The sequence below is a fragment of the Parashewanella sp. 2210YD4-3 genome (genome assembly GCF_056591735.1).
This window is the reverse complement of record NZ_JBWQOG010000005.1, coordinates 176,516-193,858: the sequence shown is the minus strand read 5'-3', so window position 1 is coordinate 193,858 and position 17,343 is coordinate 176,516. Positions and strand designations below refer to the sequence as shown.

Annotated in this window: 13 protein-coding genes; 4 read left to right on the top strand and 9 right to left on the bottom strand. The window is 40.4% G+C overall.

Features of this window, described 5'->3' with window-relative positions:
• Position 1: 1 nt before the first annotated feature.
• From AC1EU0_RS09765 to AC1EU0_RS09730, 8 genes are all read right to left on the bottom strand, one after another.
• Positions 2 to 919 carry a radical SAM protein gene (locus AC1EU0_RS09765; protein ID WP_480302207.1) on the bottom strand — a complete coding sequence of 306 codons (918 nt, stop codon included), beginning with the start codon at positions 917 to 919 and terminating at the stop codon, positions 2 to 4.
• Complete coding sequence (locus AC1EU0_RS09760; RefSeq protein ID WP_480302206.1) at positions 919 to 2,754, bottom strand: DUF2064 domain-containing protein; 1,836 nt, start codon at positions 2,752 to 2,754, stop codon at positions 919 to 921. The genes AC1EU0_RS09765 and AC1EU0_RS09760 overlap by 1 nt, the downstream gene beginning before the upstream one ends.
• Positions 2,755 to 2,776: 22 nt before the next feature.
• Complete coding sequence (locus AC1EU0_RS09755; protein ID WP_480302205.1) at positions 2,777 to 3,676, bottom strand: DUF547 domain-containing protein; 900 nt, start codon at positions 3,674 to 3,676, stop codon at positions 2,777 to 2,779.
• Positions 3,673 to 4,410: a glycosyltransferase family 2 protein gene (locus AC1EU0_RS09750; protein ID WP_480302204.1), complete on the bottom strand. Its 738-nt coding sequence runs from the start codon at positions 4,408 to 4,410 to the stop codon at positions 3,673 to 3,675. The genes AC1EU0_RS09755 and AC1EU0_RS09750 overlap by 4 nt, the downstream gene beginning before the upstream one ends.
• Positions 4,403 to 6,757, bottom strand: coding sequence for an NAD(P)-binding domain-containing protein (locus AC1EU0_RS09745; RefSeq protein ID WP_480302203.1), 2,355 nt, complete (start codon positions 6,755 to 6,757; stop codon positions 4,403 to 4,405). Before AC1EU0_RS09745 ends, AC1EU0_RS09750 begins: the two co-directional genes overlap by 8 nt.
• A gap of 159 nt (positions 6,758 to 6,916) precedes the next feature.
• Positions 6,917 to 8,350 carry an MptA/MptB family glycosyltransferase gene (locus AC1EU0_RS09740; RefSeq protein ID WP_480302202.1) on the bottom strand — a complete coding sequence of 478 codons (1,434 nt, stop codon included), beginning with the start codon at positions 8,348 to 8,350 and terminating at the stop codon, positions 6,917 to 6,919.
• A 15-nt stretch (positions 8,351 to 8,365) separates the two neighbouring features.
• Positions 8,366 to 9,853 carry a glycosyltransferase gene (locus tag AC1EU0_RS09735; protein ID WP_480302201.1) on the bottom strand — a complete coding sequence of 496 codons (1,488 nt, stop codon included), beginning with the start codon at positions 9,851 to 9,853 and terminating at the stop codon, positions 8,366 to 8,368.
• Between the two features lie 90 nt (positions 9,854 to 9,943).
• Positions 9,944 to 10,840, bottom strand: coding sequence for a hypothetical protein (locus tag AC1EU0_RS09730; protein WP_480302200.1), 897 nt, complete (start codon positions 10,838 to 10,840; stop codon positions 9,944 to 9,946).
• 431 nt (positions 10,841 to 11,271) lie between these two features.
• Between AC1EU0_RS09730 and AC1EU0_RS09725 the strand changes: the two genes are divergently transcribed.
• The 4 genes from AC1EU0_RS09725 (at position 11,272) to AC1EU0_RS09710 (ending at position 15,877) form a co-directional block, all read left to right on the top strand.
• The gene (locus tag AC1EU0_RS09725; protein WP_480302199.1) at positions 11,272 to 13,023 is read left to right on the top strand and encodes a DUF1800 family protein; all 1,752 of its coding nucleotides are present in this window, start codon (positions 11,272 to 11,274) and stop codon (positions 13,021 to 13,023) included.
• A gap of 2 nt (positions 13,024 to 13,025) precedes the next feature.
• The gene (locus AC1EU0_RS09720; protein WP_480302198.1) at positions 13,026 to 14,441 is read left to right on the top strand and encodes a DUF1501 domain-containing protein; all 1,416 of its coding nucleotides are present in this window, start codon (positions 13,026 to 13,028) and stop codon (positions 14,439 to 14,441) included.
• A 115-nt stretch (positions 14,442 to 14,556) separates the two neighbouring features.
• Positions 14,557 to 15,366 (top strand): 23S rRNA (guanine(745)-N(1))-methyltransferase, encoded by an 810-nt coding sequence (gene rlmA / locus AC1EU0_RS09715; RefSeq protein ID WP_480302197.1) that lies wholly within the window; start codon positions 14,557 to 14,559, stop codon positions 15,364 to 15,366.
• Positions 15,367 to 15,667: 301 nt separating this feature from the next.
• Positions 15,668 to 15,877, top strand: coding sequence for a cold-shock protein (locus AC1EU0_RS09710; RefSeq protein WP_480302196.1), 210 nt, complete (start codon positions 15,668 to 15,670; stop codon positions 15,875 to 15,877).
• A 55-nt stretch (positions 15,878 to 15,932) separates the two neighbouring features.
• Here AC1EU0_RS09710 and AC1EU0_RS09705 read toward each other — a convergent pair whose 3' ends face one another.
• Entirely contained in the window at positions 15,933 to 17,279 is a 1,347-nt protein-coding gene (locus tag AC1EU0_RS09705) for a hypothetical protein (protein WP_480302195.1), read from the bottom strand.
• Between the last annotated feature and the right edge of the window lie 64 nt (positions 17,280 to 17,343).

Below are 17,343 nucleotides of genomic sequence, written 5' to 3'. Positions count from 1 at the left end.
ATCACATCTCACTACAGCTGGCGCCGTGGGCAAAGCAGTTGTAGCATCTATGGTGCTTAAGGTTGACCTTTTTAGGCATACTTTCTTGCAGGGTGTTACCCATAAAGTAATCTGGGTCATCATCAACCAAAGTACATGCGTAAACCTCCATTTCATCGCCTTTTTTGATGATCATTTTTGAATTGGAGCACATGTAATTGTTTCTTTGTTCTTCCGTCTGATAAGCCGTCATACAATGAGTCGTAATGTGTGGTACATGAGGCAATGAGTTAGGCGGTAGAAAGTCCGGAAATGCCACAATGGTCAAGTCAGCTGGTAAGCCATTAAGAGCAAATAAATTTTGGAATTGTTTATCAACTTGAATTTGATCTTCACCACTTTCAATATGTCTTGCTAAAGACACTGGAAAACCATGTTCATGTAGTTTTCTCATGCCGATAAAGGCTTTGGAGAAGTTACCATGACCACGACCTAAGTCGTGTTTTTGTTCATCAGGGGAATCAATGCTTATGCGAAACGAAATTGGATGCTGATTTTTCGCTTTTAAAGCAATGAGCGCATCTAATCGCTTGAGTAGAGGTTCTGTACCGTTTGTGAGTACTAAACAAGGCTTGAATCGCGAAGCATAGTCTAAGATGGCGATAATATCTTTGGCTAAGAAAGGCTCACCACCTGTAAACGAAAATTGCTCTACGCCCATTTCTATCGCTTCATCGATTAAAGGGATCACTTCTTCAAGCTTTGGTGACAGCAAGCGTTTGTCTGAAGGGCTTGAGCCCTCCAAGCAAAAATCACACTCTAAGTTACATTTGGTTCCGGTATGAAACCACAATTCTTTTAGGGAGTGAGGCTGTATATAACCTCTCTCATCACCTAAAGGGGTATGAGTCCAAGGGGTGATTTGCGTTGCAATTCCCATTAGCAGCAACTCGTAATGTTGGTTTGTGCTGGGGCGCAACAGCTTGATGAAGCTCCTGTTGAACTTGTTTGGAAGTCGAAGTCTAAACTTGTGCGCAGTTTCTGTGATTGATCAAATCCTAAATGTTCATCACCTTCATTTATAAATTCAAAATGATGGCTAAAACGAGATTGCTTCAAACTTTGCCAAACATTACCGTTTACATGTGTAATTAAGCCTTGAGTAAAGCTTGTTTCAGTATCCAGTTGCCATTTTTTCTCGTGTTCAGAGAGCGTGCCTAAATATATAACCTGTTGGCCATAATCTTGAGGCTGAGGCTCTAATTGCTCTGCTTTGAATAAACGATAGGTAGCCGAAGTAAATCGAATATCATCCAGCTTTGCTGAAAGATCGTCATTATCAATAGTGATCGCACGACTGTTGACTAACCTTGGTTCTGCAAAGCCAACTTGCTTGGCTAGATTCTCAAAGTCGTTCCAGTAGAGGGCTCCACTCAGGCACTCACCATAAAGTAGAGGATCATTCACTAGGTGTTGAGGAACTCGTCTATCTGCATAGACATCAGAGAAATAAATTTCTCCTCCCGGTTTTAGAATTCGGAATACTTCTTTTAAAACAGCATGCTTGTCAGGGCTTAGGTTAATCACGCAGTTGGAAATGACAATATCAATGCTGTTATCAGGAATATTAAGTTCATCAAGCTTTTCAATATAACCTTTTAAAAAGCGGGTGTTTGGTTCAGCGTAGCCAAATTTTTGTTGGTGATATTCAATGTATTTATTTGCAACGGCTAGCTGCTCGTCTGTCATATCGACACCGATAACTGAACCTTGCTCACCCACTAATTGGGCTAAGGCATAACAGTCGCGACCAGCGCCACAGCCTAAGTCTAGAACATGACAACCCTCAAGTGATTCAGGGGTCACCAAACCACAACCGTAGTAACGGGTAAGCACTTCATCGTGAATGTTGGATAACACGGTTTTCATTTGAGGAGATAAGCTGTCATCAGTACAGCAGGCATTAGTTTGTAAGTCTTCTGAACTTTCGAGGACTTTACCGTAGTAGTCTTTTACCGAATCACGAGTAGCGTCATCGGTTTTACTTGTATCTGAGCTAGGGCTACAGCATGAAGAAGTCTGAGTCATCTTGGGTACATCCTGAAAAAATAAATCGGTAATGAGCTTGAGCAAGTTTTGTCGCGCTGAACGTAAGTCGCCTTGGAGATCTTGATAGAGTGTTTTGAAGTCAGCCACATAATCAATATCATAGCCACCAAGAGCTGAAGTCACGGTTAATCCTTGATTCACACAAGCATTTGCAAGTGATTCCCCAAGTTTATCGGTACTCCAAGGTAGATGTTTGATATTCGGCCATGGTGTCCGGTTAGCCATAATCACCACTCCGCCATCTTGTGCGTGACTTAACGCTATATCATGCTCGTTCAGAGCTTCAAGTACTGAAAGAAAATGGGTTTTATCCAACATTGGCGCATCGGTACCAATATAAATAGTTTGGCGATGACCAAGCTTTCTGAGCTGTGAATCAATATAGTTGATGCGTTCGCCTAAATTGCCATCCTGATCAAGAGGTAATTGCGCTATAACAGTGGCATCTGGCAGTTGAGCTTGCATCCAACTTATGTCTTGTTGATGAGCGCAAGCTAAGACGACGTGTCCAGTCCATGCTCTGGCGTCTTCTATAGCGCAAGCCAATAATGCGTTCGCGATTGTTAACGCATTTTCTGAGCTTGTATCTTGTGTTAATCGTTGTTTACCTTGATTGAGCTTAGGCCTTTTACAAAAAACAACGAGTGTTGGCAGTGGATTCTTCATTGACTGTTAAACTATTATTTACCTAATTAACATGACCTGCCAATGGCGAATTTAATTTCCAATCATATTGAAATTCTATCTTGAATGGCTTTTGCTTGGTGATTTCAGCAAGTTTTTCTTTCAACTCTGGCTTTGCGAATTGTGTTATATGTGCCATTAGTTCAGTTTTTTCTTTCAACTCTGGCTTTGCGAATTGTGTTATATGTGCCATTAGTTCAGTTTGGTTTTCCCCAAAATCTTCAGAAAACCAGTTATAAATACTTGAAATTATCAGCTTATCACTTCGAATATCGACGCCTTTACTTTGATTAATAAACCTAACCGCAGCCTGATTTAGCTGAGATTCAATATCACTACTACTCAAGGTCTTAGATGGTAAATCAGGACAACCTAAACTAGCACAATTGATTACATAGTGGATTCTTGGATCTTGCCAAATTGGGCGTAAGATTTTGTGTTCAATTTGGTTCAGGGTAACGGCTTGGCCTGCTATTTCTATGGCTTCGATATTCCAAGGGCCCGTTATTCCATCTCCAATTTCTTTGATAGAAGCGATAGGGTAGTGCTCAATCACTAAATCCACTGTTAATGCATTGTAGAGGTTGACCCAATAGGCTAGTTGCTCGTTGCGGTTAAACTGTCTAGGGTCGATTGAACTCAGTGATTTTAAATAATCTGTGAGTGCTTGTTTATCGGCACTCGAAACAGCCAAATAGTTAAAAACTCGAAAACTTCCCTCGTCTAGTAAATATCTATCGAGCAATATTTGCCAAGCTTGATGGTCGATTATTTGGGTGCTGTTTTCGTTACTTGCTTGCCAGAAGGTATTAGCTTGAGGTGTGATAGCAGAATAGAAGGAATAACCTTTATACACGAGTGCTGCTATCACTAAGCTAAAAATGGAGAATACGACTTTCTTCATATACGGTTTGTACTGCGTTTAAGTTGAGCTTGAGTTAAAAACAGCTTGCCTATCATAGATAAAATGCCGATTCCTGCTTTTACTGACCCCTTTAAAGTGCCGCTTATTTTAGACTCACCAATTCGGACTTTTGAATCTACGGGATACTCGCTCACTTTCATTCCATGAATGATGGCCTTAACTTGCATTTCCACCGTCCAACCAAAGGTTTTATCTTGCATATTGATAGTTTGCAATGCCGAGTATCTAATGGCGCGAAATGGGCCTAGATCGGTAATTTTCTGTCCCCAGAACAAGGTGATGAGATGGCTTGAAAGCCAATTACCAAACATTTGGGTTTGAGTTAGGGCGCCTTTTTCGATTTTCCCTAGGTTGCGTGAACCTATGGCTAAGTCGTCACCATTGACGATGCCCTCAAGCATAGGAATGGCTTGCTCAACAAAACAGGAATCATCTCCATCGACAAATAATACGATGTCACATTGAGGTAAGTTATCTATGGCGGTCAAACAAGCAATGCCATAACCCGGAATATCTTGTCTAACCGTAATCGCTCCCGCTAATTGTGCTACTGACGCTGTGTTATCAGTTGAGCCATTGTCACAGACGACAATGGCATCAATCACTGTTTGGTTTTCAAACTCCAACTCAGTCAGTGCGGATGTAACAACGCCAATGGCGTTTTCTTCATTTAGGGCAGGGATCACTACTGCTACTCTGTAACCCTTATACATTATTAACCTCTATCACTCCGTGAGCTTTCATTTTCTCTGCCATTTGCACTTGGCTAGCTGGGAGAGAATCCGTTTTTATGACTTCAGATGTTACTCTATTGATTTGTGCGAAAGACAAAGTGCCTGTTGGACATGTACTTACGCAGGCTGAACAACGAACACATTGAGGATCAACCATAGGCTTGCCTTTGCTGGCAAACGCCATTACATCGATACCTTGATGGCAGACGCTGGTACATAAGTTACAGCTGATGCATTTTGATTTTTCACTGGCAATAGCAAACTTACTAAAGCGAGCATAAATGTGCATAAGTGCAGCAAGAGGGCAGGCGAAGCGACACCACGTTCTTCCTGAATATTTAAAGTACAAACCAAAACCGAGAACGCCTGCAAATAGAACATCAATGATCCATTTGTAACTGAACCCGTTGACCAGTTGACCACTAGAATTTTCACCTTTGAAAATCAGGTTGAACATGCCATTCATCCAAGTATCAGGATAAATCCAGCCTAAGATTCGAATAACCAGCAGGGTGACTGCGAGTAATAAAATGAACTGCCCAAGCATATTGAGTTTGTTCCATTTTTTCCCATGGGGCATTTTATGGCGTTGAGTATCACCTAAAGTTTCAGCCATAGCACCACAAGAGCAAATCCAACCGCAATATGCGCCTTTACCCCATTTGTAAACAATGAAAGGAAGAATCACTAATACCTGCAATGCAGCAATCACCAACCAAGCAATTTGCGGGGTATCGGTAAATACGGTATAGACACTTAATGGCCAAGCGAGGATTAAACTGTACGCATGCCAATAGGCACGGTGATGTCCCCATACAGGCCAGTTTTGAGCAGCAATGTCTTGTGCCGATATGTAGCTCGGAAATAAAGTATCAGCAAAGGTTTTGCCAAACCCTGCATCATAAACGCCGTTATAACCAAGATATGGCAGAATAATCTCAGGAAGTAAAAACAGAGGCAGTACTTGAACCGAGAATAGCACTATGGTTTGCCGCGTGACGTAAGGCGTTTTGCGCCTTTGAATACGTTGCCAACCAAAGATAGCGATAATGATGGTGTACAGCAAAGTGTAATAAAAAGAACGGCTTTTTAATGAAATCGCTATGGTTCCAATTAAGGTGCTTCGGTCATTAACTTGTGTTTGCCACCATTCTCCCCAACTTGAAATAAGAGTTGGCATTTGATCTGGATGAGAAAAAGTCCCCCAAAATGAATTTAAAAAACCAAAGCCTTTCCAGTCATAAAGGGCAAACATTGCCGCTAAAAATAACACGAAAGCAACCCAGCCTTGCCAAGTGCTTTCACCTTGGATTGTGATTTTAGAACGTCTGAAAAAATCTAAAGGAGCTTCACGGCCTGTAGCCAAAAGAACGTTGTCGTTTTCTAGTGTTTCTGTATCACGATTTTTATCAGTAAGAGTGATATTGTCTTCGGTGATCTCGCTTAAATTGGTGTTAAGCCTTAGCTTAAGTTGGTTGGTATTGGCGAGTTCATATAGCTGTTCAACGTTTTCGCTTTTAGCACGATTAAATTCTCCTTTTCGATAAGAAAGCGTAACTTCGGCTTTTTCATTGGCGGTTGCGATGGCGGCTTCAAGGGCGCTGTCACCACCACCGACAATCAATAACTTTTTATTGGCGTAAACGGCAGGGTCGATTAAACGATTACTAACTTTTCCTAACTCTTCACCCTGAATATTAAGTTTTCGATATCCGCCAGAACGACCAATGGCAATAATGACTCTATGCGCTTTTAATTTGTCACCATTGTCTAGAACAACATCAATGTATTGCGAGCATTTTTCTACATGGCTAACCTTGGCAATGTCCGCTTTGATGTCGAACTTAGTCAGTTGCGCTTTTAATTCAGACAATAAACTTTCTTTGTGGGTGATCTTGTCGGTAAACGCTAATTCACCTTCAGGCTCTAAATCCGTCGGATAAGTATAAATAGGTTTGTTTTTGGGAAAGTTCTCAATAGTTGATAATGGTTGATTCGTTTCAAGCAAAGTGAAACTTAACCCATGTTTTTTTGCTTCAATCGCTGCCGAATAGCCGCTGACTCCACCACCAACAATAATGACGTCTGTAATTTCATCACTTTGTACACGCTTGCTAAAAGCATCGTCATTGATGATCTGACTGATTGCTTTTGCACCAGTATCTGCCGAAAATTTGAGTAATGGTATGCCTGTGAGGTCACCAACGACATAAACGCCTTTTATGTTCGTGGTGCCGTTAATATCAACGAGAGGGAGTTTTTCAGGTGTTCCATCGGGCCACTGTCCATGAAGCCAATGAGCATAGTTTTTGATTGCAGTGATCATAATGTGTTCCTCAAGTACCCGACCATAAGTTTCTTAAGATTTTTTGCGCTCTGCTTCAGCACTATACGGCGTTGCAATTCCGGTTACATAGCTTCGGCTATGCGCCCTTCATTGCGCCTTGTATTGCACTAAACCTGAGCACAACAATTTTCAAAGAACTCATCGACAGGTACTTATTTTTTGGTTGTGATTGCTCAAATGGCTTAATAGTTGTGATTTATTTTGATAAAGCCATTTTGTGAGTTTGATTGTTGTTATTAGATATAGAATTCCGAGAATGATGATTGGCCATTGGGCAGGCTGCCATTGCTGGCAGCATAAAAAGTTACTAATAACTTCATAAGTTAAAGGCATCAATAACGTCCAAGCGATCAGATAAACATTCGGTCTTAATGCCAGTAGAGGAATCAATGGCATCAAATACCAAGGAAATAGCACTGGGCTTAACAATAGCGGTACAGCCAGAGCAAGTTGCAAACACGAGCCCAATTTACTGTCTTTTGATGCTAAATCAGTTGACGATAAGCTAACAAAACCGATTAACAAGCAAATGATCGTTGCAATCGCCATTAGAGTGAAAATCAACGGATAGCCAGATATAAAAGCATCCAGTGAATTAAATAATGGGGAGGCGAATCGCCACTTTTCAAAAAATACACTGATGCTACCAACTGGGTGATAACCGAGTGCAATGGTGAGCGAATAAATACTGATGACGGTTACGATTGTGCTACTCAGTATCATTACAAAGGTTTTGAATTCTTTTTTACCAAGTAAAAAGAATAGAAAGGGCAGCAACAACATCATAGGTAATATCTTTGTCGACATTCCTATTCCAATCATGATCCCAGTCAATACAAATCGCTGCTGTAGCCACAAATATACAGCCACAATCACACTCAATGCTGAAAGTGCATCAAGATGAAGCCCAACACCAGTTTCTAATATCAATAATGGGGATAAGGCGACTAAGGGCAGATGCTTTAGCTTGCCCAGCTTTTGCAATACTCGTGCACAAAAATATAAGGTCAGTAGGCCACTAATTAATAGTATGACGCTCCACGCCAACTGAGCATGTTCAACTCCAGCTGAAGCCGCTAAAGCAAATAAACTTAATGCAACAGGTGGATACAAGGTGACGTATTTTGCATGTTCTTGAGGAGGTTGCCATTGAGCTCTAAGCTCTTGTAATTCTCGTGCATCGTGGCTGATGCGATAAGGATCAAGCCCTTCATAAGCAATTCGACCATCAAACAAGTAGCGATCAACATCATTAGATGTATAAGGATTTACATCAAGTAAGATGACTCTGGCGATCACTGCAGCGAGCAAAATCAGCTTAACATCTTTTAATTGATTGGAACTTGATGTTGTTGCCCAAGCTAAGAGCATGAATAATCCCATCACGCTGAATTGTATGATGATGTAAATGCCCATATCGGCTAAGTGAGGGGAGTTCGATGTACCCTTCACCTCTGATAACCAGTAACTTGCGAGGCTTGAAAGGACGATTCCCGCCAAACTCGCAATGTGTATCCACCTTTGTGTGCGAGGTGATAGGCATTGAATCCAATCATTCTTAAGTTGATTCATTGCAGGATAACCTCATCACTTTGATAGTTGCAGGTGACTATAGAAACTATGAAACGCTGACAGTACAAAACCAACAGCTAATAGCAGTAAAAATGGCAACATAAACCAATGGCCTTGACCTACGGCCCACAGAAATACAGTTGAATAGACAAGGGCAATAGCTAACTCAAAAAATGCGCCTTTAGGAGCAATAGCGCGATATTGTTTTTTCTCTGCTTTGACTTTTATTTGTGGTGAATCCGCTTCATCGCCTAGTTCGCCTGTTTTTGGTGTTCGAACAAACTCGGATCGCATACCAAACAAACCTTCTAAGCCTGCTTTTGAGTTGTTGATGGCGAGTAGAATTCCAAGCACCATTAGGCTGGGAAGTTTAAAAAATGCGTGTGTCTTTGAGCGACCTAAGACTACCTGACCGAAAAACAAGTACGCCAAATGCCCGCCAGAAGACATGGCTAACAATGGAATATCTAGCCACCAAACATTAACGAAGTCATGTTGATCTCTTAGGTATAAACTGGGTACCAAAAAAATTAAGGTATCAATCAACATCACAAAATAAGCTAGGTTATTTGATAGATGAAAAGTTGATTCTAGTTTTTTTGTGAAAGGAATCTTGGCCTTCCAAACCGTTGGAAGCATCTTCATCATGACTTCTACGCCACCTTTTGCCCAACGGAACTGCTGGCTCTTAAATGCATTCATATCGGCAGGTAATTCACCGGGACAAGTGACATCATTAAGATATCGCATCTTCCAACCAGCGAGTTGTGCTCGATAACTTAGATCCAGATCTTCTGTTAAAGTGTCGGCGCTCCAATGACCAGCATCAACAATAGCTTTTGTACGCCAAATACCAGCGGTACCATTAAAGTTGAATAACATACCACTGGCACAACGGACTCGTTGCTCTAGACCAAAATGAGCGTCAAGCATAATGGCTTGAAGTTTGGTTAATAGGCTGCTTCTTCGATTTAAATGCTCCCATCTAAACTGCACCATTGCCATATCTTCTTGAGTAAAATGGTGAATGGTTTTTTGTAGGGTGTCAGGGTGCGGAATAAAATCAGCGTCAAATATGGCAATAAACTCACCAGTGGCTGTCTCCATGGCATCTTTTAATGCCCCAGCTTTAAAACCATAGCGATGGATGCGCTGAACATGCTGAATATCTATGCCTTGCTGCTGGTAGTGTTTTACTCTTTCAGCGATGAGCTCACAAGTTTCGTCGGTTGAGTCATCGACAATTTGAATTTGTAATTTATCTTGTGGATATTCGAGCTTTACGATTGAATCAACAATACGCTTGGCAACTAAGCGTTCGTTATAAAGGGGTATTTGCACCGTTACTTTGGGCAGTGATGAAAATGCTTTAGGTTTTGTTGGTTGATAATGACGGTATTTAAACCAGCGAAATACCATCGAAAGGCGATGAAGACCAAAAAGACATAAAATGCCTAATAAAACAAAATGACTGGTAATAAAAAACCAACTGATCGACGACATGGCTAAACAACCCTTTATGAAAATTTTGTTCGTTAATTTGTAGATTCGAAAAAACACAAAGGGGATATCCCCTTTGTGTTTCGTTAAGGGTTAAAACACTTTGGTTAAAGCCAACTCAAAACGGTTACCTTCTAATACATTCTCACCGTAAATTTCGCGGGTATAGGTAAATTCAATGCCATAACCTTTAAAAGCCTTGTTGCCAAGCTTTAGACCTGTAGTGAGCTCTAGTTTTCCTACGTCAAATTCGAGTGGGTTAGATAGGTTTGAATTAATTGTATTTGGGGTATCTGAGTTTTTTGCACTTAGGGTACCGTCTAATTTAGTGCGGAAGTACCAGCTTTTATTAAAATCAAAACCATATTCAACAAGGTAGCGATATTCATCAGACGGTGCGCCAGCTCTTAAACGATAACCAGCTTCAAGACCAAGGTAACCGTATTCATTTAAGCTCTTGCCAATAAGAGCACGTGCTTCATAATCTACTTGGTGGTTACCTAAGCCGTCTTCTGCTTTATAAAATAGTGGTGCTTTAACTAAAAACGAAGTTGAGAAAACAAACGGGTTAGCTTGCCACTGGTATTTAATGCCTAACTCAGTATCACTTAAACCACTGGCACTGCTTTGGCCTGTATTTGAGTCAGATTGGTCGTATGATTGAAATAATTGAGAACCATATAGAGCAAAATTATTTCCTAGCCCGTACTCGCCATAGAATGAGACATTATCACTTTTGAAGCTCTCAAAAGTAGGGTTGTTCCCCTTATATTTATCTGCGTCATAGCCAGCGTAACCAAGCTTGGCATATCCAGAGCCTTTCTCAGCTACCCAAGCCCCTGCAGAAGCATTGGTTGCGGCAAATAAAAAAGGAGCCGTGATTAACAGCGTTTTAAGGTAGGTATTGTTCACTTTCAGTTTGTTGGTCATAGCGTTCACTCGTCCATTTGAAATGATTTGTTGGCTTTTTGTTAAGACCGAGTGATGCATTGTTGTATTTCAAAAAAAGTAAATTTGTTTACTATTTAGCCCTAATTAACTGTTTTATGAGTAAAAATTTTGACGAATGCTAGAAAATAATTTTATCGACTTAAACCGTCAGAAATATGACTGCTGGAATCTTATAATTAATTGAAAATAAAGGGTATTTGCTCTACTTGCCCTACATTGTTTACAGTACAATTGTTGATGGAGATTCATTTTGAATGTTTTCATGTTTCAAATTTATTTGAATTGATTTACATTGTGACAATCTACCTGTTTAACCTGAACCTGTATAACCCAATCAGTACCGTGTTGTTTATGCAGAGCTCAGGTTATTTAGATAGCAAACAAAGTCAATCAAACGTGGAGTGCGGTATGTTAAAACCGTAATGATCATTATGAAAAAAGCATTAAATAAGAAGTCTAAGGTAAAGCTCATGAAGCAGTATGAAAGAAGTAGTCGCTTTTTAATGCAAGCGACTTTGGGAGCAGACTACAACTTGATCCGTCAAGTACAGGAAGTTGGTGCTGAAAATTGGTTAGAGCAGGAACTACAGCATCAAGCTGAGCCATCGTTGTTTGAATCGAAGACGAATAAAATATGGCAACAGTTCCGACAAAAGCTGGTTTCAACTTACGGTGTAAATGCAATCAATGGAGAAGGCAATAACCCTGCACTTCCCTATAAGTGGTATTTTCGAATGGCATGGTGGGACCATACCTTACAATCAAATTCAGGTTTACTAAGGCAGAGAGTCGCACAAGCATTGAGTGAAATTTTGGTTATCTCAGACAACTCTTTGTTAGAGCTAGATTCCGTCGGTATGGCGAGTTATTACGATTTATTATATAAGCATGCCTTTGGTAACTTTGCCGATCTTTTATACGACGTTTCGTTCCATCCTTGTATGGGTATTTACCTCTCACACATGAACAACCGCAAGGCTGACCCTGCTCAACATATTCATCCAGATGAGAACTATGCGCGTGAAATCATGCAGCTATTTAGTATCGGATTATTTGAATTAAATCCTGACGGCACCCGCAAACAAAACAGTCGTGGTGAAGACATTCCGACTTATGACAACGTCGATATTCGTGCAATGGCAAGAGTATTTACTGGACTAAAAGCAAATAGTTATCAATATGAATGGCAAACCAGTTTTTGGCAGCCCAGTTTTAATGGTTATGAAGTTGGTTTTAATGATGGTGTTGATAAGTCGTATAAAGTTGTGCCATTTGTAAACATGGTTCAACCTATGACTGCCGATGAAAATTACCACGACCGTGAACCTAAGCGTTTGCTAAATGGTCACATTAATCTTCCAGGCAATCAAAGCAGTGAACAAGAAATTAGAAGCGTTACTCGTTCATTAGTTAGCCACCCAAGTGCTGCACCATTTATTGCTACTAAACTGATCAATCAACTGGTGACTTCAAATCCATCTAAAGCTTATGTAAAAGCGGTTGCTGATAAATTTGGTACTCAAGGTGATTTAAGAGCTGCGATTAAAGAGATTTTACTTTATCCACTCAATAACCCGGCAAGCGATGCCAATTTCGCCTCTCATGATGACGGAGTACAATCGCAAAAATTAAAATCACCAGCATTGAGAACCACTCAAATTTTAAGAGCTTTCAATGCCAACAACAATTCAGGCAAGTTGTGGTTTATAGGTGACGATATTAAAGAGCTGACACAGCAGCTACCTATGTCTTCTCCAAGTGTGTTTAACTTTTATAAACCTGATTTTACCCCCCACGGTGAGATTGAAGATCTAGGCTTAGTTGCTCCAGAGTTTGAACTTCATACCTCTGCAACTTCTATTTCTTATACCAACATGATGTATTTCTGGTTCTTCGGAGGCTTTTATCCTGCCGTATCTACAGTCATTAATCGCTCTCCCACGATACAAAACGTACCAGAGCTTAATCCGGATGTATTAAAGAAGAACCAACAAGACGCCTTAAAGTTGAACTTCAATAAAGAAATCCAAATGGCAAAAGATGGTCAGCACGATGAACTCATAAAGCGCATGAGTCTTGTTTTAACGGGCAAGCATAAACTGGATATTCATGAGCAAATAAAATCGTCATTCCAGCTGTTTAAAAATAACCCAGAATGGGTAGTGCAAACAATTGCGTTCATGTTAACGATTTCACCAGAATTTACAGTGCAGGAGGCTTAATCATGTCTACTACAAACATATCTCGACGTCGATTTTTGAAATCCAGTGCTGCGGTAGCTGCAGGTGTCGGTATTACAGGTGTCGCGCCATCGTTTGCGGCGCCTGCAGCGGGAAATCAATCAAATATAAAAAACCAAAAAGCACTGGTTTTCATTATGCTTGATGGTGGTAATGACAGCTATAACATGTTGGTACCATACTCTCAGCGCCATTATGCTGAATACAATAAAACCCGAAGTAACTTAGCTTTAAAGCACCCAAAACTGTTGGCGCTTAATGGTTTTAAAGATCAGGAGAACAGAACTTTTGCTTTGCACCCAAGTATGCCTGAGGTGCAAGATTTATTTGCTAAACAGAAGCTTTCTTTTATTTCAAACATTGGTCCATTAGTTGAGCCTGTTACAAAAGAAAGCTTTAAAAACAACAGTGCGAAATTGCCACTGGGCTTGATGTCTCACTCAGATCAATTCAAGCATTGGCAATCAGCAAGACCTAATGAGCGAATCAATCAAGGTTGGTTTGGGTTTATGGCTGACTCAATTCAACCTAACCCTAGACTGAATCAAGTTCCAATGGGAATTTCACTTGCCGGCCGTAATATCATGCAAGACGGTGTAGAAAGTAGCAGTTATGCGATTACAGAGAAAGGGAGTGTTGGCTTAGTAGTGAAGCCGACTCGCCGACAATCTAGTGAGATGCGTGAGCTAAACCGTATCATCTTAAAGAACTTTGAAGCCTTGCTTAACCACAAATATGACAATGATCCTTTTAAGCAGACGTACTTATCATTAACTCGTAAAGCTCAATCATTACATGAGAAATTTAGAGACTCGATTAAAAGTGTACAAGTGCCGGGGCGTTTTTCGGGTTCACCTCTGTCTCAACAATTGAAAATGGTGGCTCAAAGTATCAAGGCGGCTGATGAACTTGGTACGCCTCAGCAAACTTTCTTTATCCGTTATATGGGCTGGGATCATCATGATGAGCTTTTAGCTAATCAACAACGCATGTTGCGAGTGTTGAGCCGAGGATTAGGTGAGTTCCAAGCTAGTTTGGATCAAATGGGACTTACTGAGCAAGTTGTAACTATGACTGGTTCAGACTTTGGACGGACGTTAACTTCAAACGGAAATGGTACGGACCATGGCTGGGGCGGCAACGTTATGGTTATGGGAGGTCCTGTCGATGGAGGTAAAGTATTCGGTACTTACCCAGGCTTGACGCTAGGTAGTTCAAACTCTCTTGATGTTGGTAATGGAGTGCTTATTCCGACTACGTCCACTGATGTCGCCTATGCTGAATTAGCCATGTGGTTTGGTGTGCAGAAAAATGAATTAGGCAAGCTGTTCCCAAATCTGCATAAGTTCCATGACTTATCTAGTAGTTCTCTGCCGTTAGGCTTGATAAAGCAAGCGTAATTCATATCGTTATGTTGAGGTCAGTGAATTTAACTGGCCTCATTAGCCAGACAATTTTTTCACTTCAGTATATACTTGCGGCCTTATTTTATTGGCTTAACTCAGAGTTCTCCTTATGCCGTATACTTGCCCAATCTGTGAATCTTCTTTGAAGCTGGATAACCGAACATGGCGCTGTTCTCAGAATCATTGCTTTGATATTGCAAAAGAAGGCTATGTAAATTTACTACCTGTTCAAAAGAAAAAATCAAAAGATCCGGGTGATAATCAATTGATGATACAGGCAAGACGAGAGTTCTTGAACCGAGGCCATTATCAATTTTTAAGTGACAGGGTGAATGAACTGCTAGCAGAACACCTAAAAAATCACGATACAATGTTAGATCTAGGCTGCGGAGAAGGCTATTACACCGGACGTTTGGCGGAAGCATTGCAAGCTAAATCACTTCAAATCTATGGTTTGGATATTTCTAAAGTCGCTGTTCGTTATGGAGCGAAGCGTTACCCTGATATTGATTTTTGTGTTGCAAGTGCATTTGACACTCCCTTCGAACCAAACTCCCTTGATGCAGTTTTAAGAATTTATGCACCATCGCAATTAGGTGAATTAAAGAGAGTCATCAAAGCTGGTGGATACCTTTTAACTGTTTCTGCTGGCCCTAAACACCACTGGTTTTTAAAGACAGTCATATACCAACAGCCTAAGCTTCACCCGGAAGAGACTGATAGTTTAGATGGTTTTGAATTAATACATAGTGAAAGACTAGAGAAAAAAATTAATTTAAAACAAACAGGTGACATACAAAACTTTTTGAATATGACACCTTATGCTTGGAAGTTATCTGACTCACAAAAACAACAGTTATGTCAGCAGGGTTTTAGCTGTGAACTGGATTTTAAGATCCAATTACATCGGCGCCAATAATTCTGCTTCGAATTGAATTTAATCAATTTTTAGTCAGTCCTAGTTCAGTTTTAAAACGATTTTGCTAGTAAAAAAATTTGAATATATTTCAATTTCTTTACTGATTTTATTAATTTTTTTTTGAAGTAGGGTTCGTAAGTTGACATCGTTGGAAAATACTATATAGTCTACTCAGCTAGAAAGTTGGACTTATATTTATGTATTCATCACGACCTGTTCGTCCTGTAAAACATAAGTAATACCGGCATTTTCAGCTCCACCGCCGCTAAGGCTTAAATTTAAAATTTACAGGATTTATATCATGGCAAAGACTACTGGTACCGTTAAATGGTTCAACTCTGACAAAGGTTTTGGTTTCATCGAGCAAGAATCAGGTCCAGATGTATTCGTTCACTTCCGCGCTATCCTTTCTGATGGCTTCAAAACTCTTGAAGAAGGCCAAAAAGTTGAGTTCAACGTAACTCAAGGTCAAAAAGGTCCTCAAGCTGAAGAAGTAACTGTAATCGGTTAATACTGATTAGAGCGATAAGAATTTGAAAGCCGTGACTCATTGAGTCGCGGCTTTTTCATGGTTGAAGGAGTGATTCACTTAATATTTTCAATCGAAGAGCACTTTCTTCTGTGTTGAAATGATCAATCTTCGGGTGGACGTGAGTTACTATTGCTCCTGGAGCGACAGAGCTTAAACCTCCTCGGTAATACCTCGAAACCTCTCTACTTTCAATGGGGAATGTTTCCCTAGTGAAACCTGCTCGTTCCACATGTTCGTAAAACTTAGCTCTAGTAACGTCTCTGTCAGAAATTCTTTCTTGTATTTTTTCCATGCATTCATTGTAGTTTTTTCTGAATTCAGTTGAAATTGGAACTGTCGTATCGACCGTGGGCGAGGAGAGTTGTATAGCGTATTCTCTTTCCGCTTGTTCTTTTGATTCTTGTATCTTATCGGCCAAAAATTTATGGCACTCTCCAATAATCTTGGCCGGTTTGGTTGTGGGGTTATTAAGTATATCCCTAGGGTTGTCGATGTCTAATCTGCCATCCGGACGATGATGAATAAAATTATCTAAGGCATAGCTCATATTTTTATTGCCACGATTTAAAAAAGCTCGTAATTCTCGAACATCTTGGTTAGATAACACAACTTGTTCAACTTCAGATAACTGAGTTTCTAGTGGAATTGATGCTGTTGCTGCAGAGACTGGGCCGTTTGTTTGATACATACCCGGATAAAGGCGAACAAGTTCTGCCTGCATAACTAGGTGCCCAGCTAGCCTGATAGCATTTTGTTCTTGCGGGGTGAATTGATCTTGCGGACGAAGGCTTGACGAATCTAAAGCTTGAGAAACTGCTCGTTTACTCATTCTCACATCCTGATGATTAGCAATTGAATCCAGATCTATCCACGAGTAATCTTTTTGTAAATCTTGTACGGCATCATCAAAAGTGGGGGTTTCATTTAACTTAGGCTCGTTATGGTAGTGTGAACTGTTATTTACCTTTTGCTCAAGTTGGGAAATAATAGGTGGCTGGGGAGGTTTTGAGTGTGCATTAACAATTGGCCTCCGGGTTACTGGTTCATGAAATGATGAAATCGGTGTTGATGGTCTTACGGTTTTAGGTTGGTATTGCTGAAGAGCAAATTGCTTTACTGCTGCTAATCTTTCGTTGTTCATTTCTTGAACGTCATTGTTACCTGAAATCGAGTCTTTCAGATCCAGAAAGAAGCTGATCAAAGAGTCTAAAAACCCTTGTTTTATTTGAACTTCACCTTGATCTCCTGCAACTCGAGGGTTAATTATTGTCACAGTGTATGTTCTGCCACAGTCAAGAGTTACCTTGATAGGATCAGACTTAGAAGTTTCAGCATTGCTTAGTGTAGCCTGAGTAACTGAAGTACTACCATGTATTGTCATACTCAAATCCATTTAAATTAGTTACAACTTATCCTTAAAGTCTGACTAAATTAAGGTAAGTTGC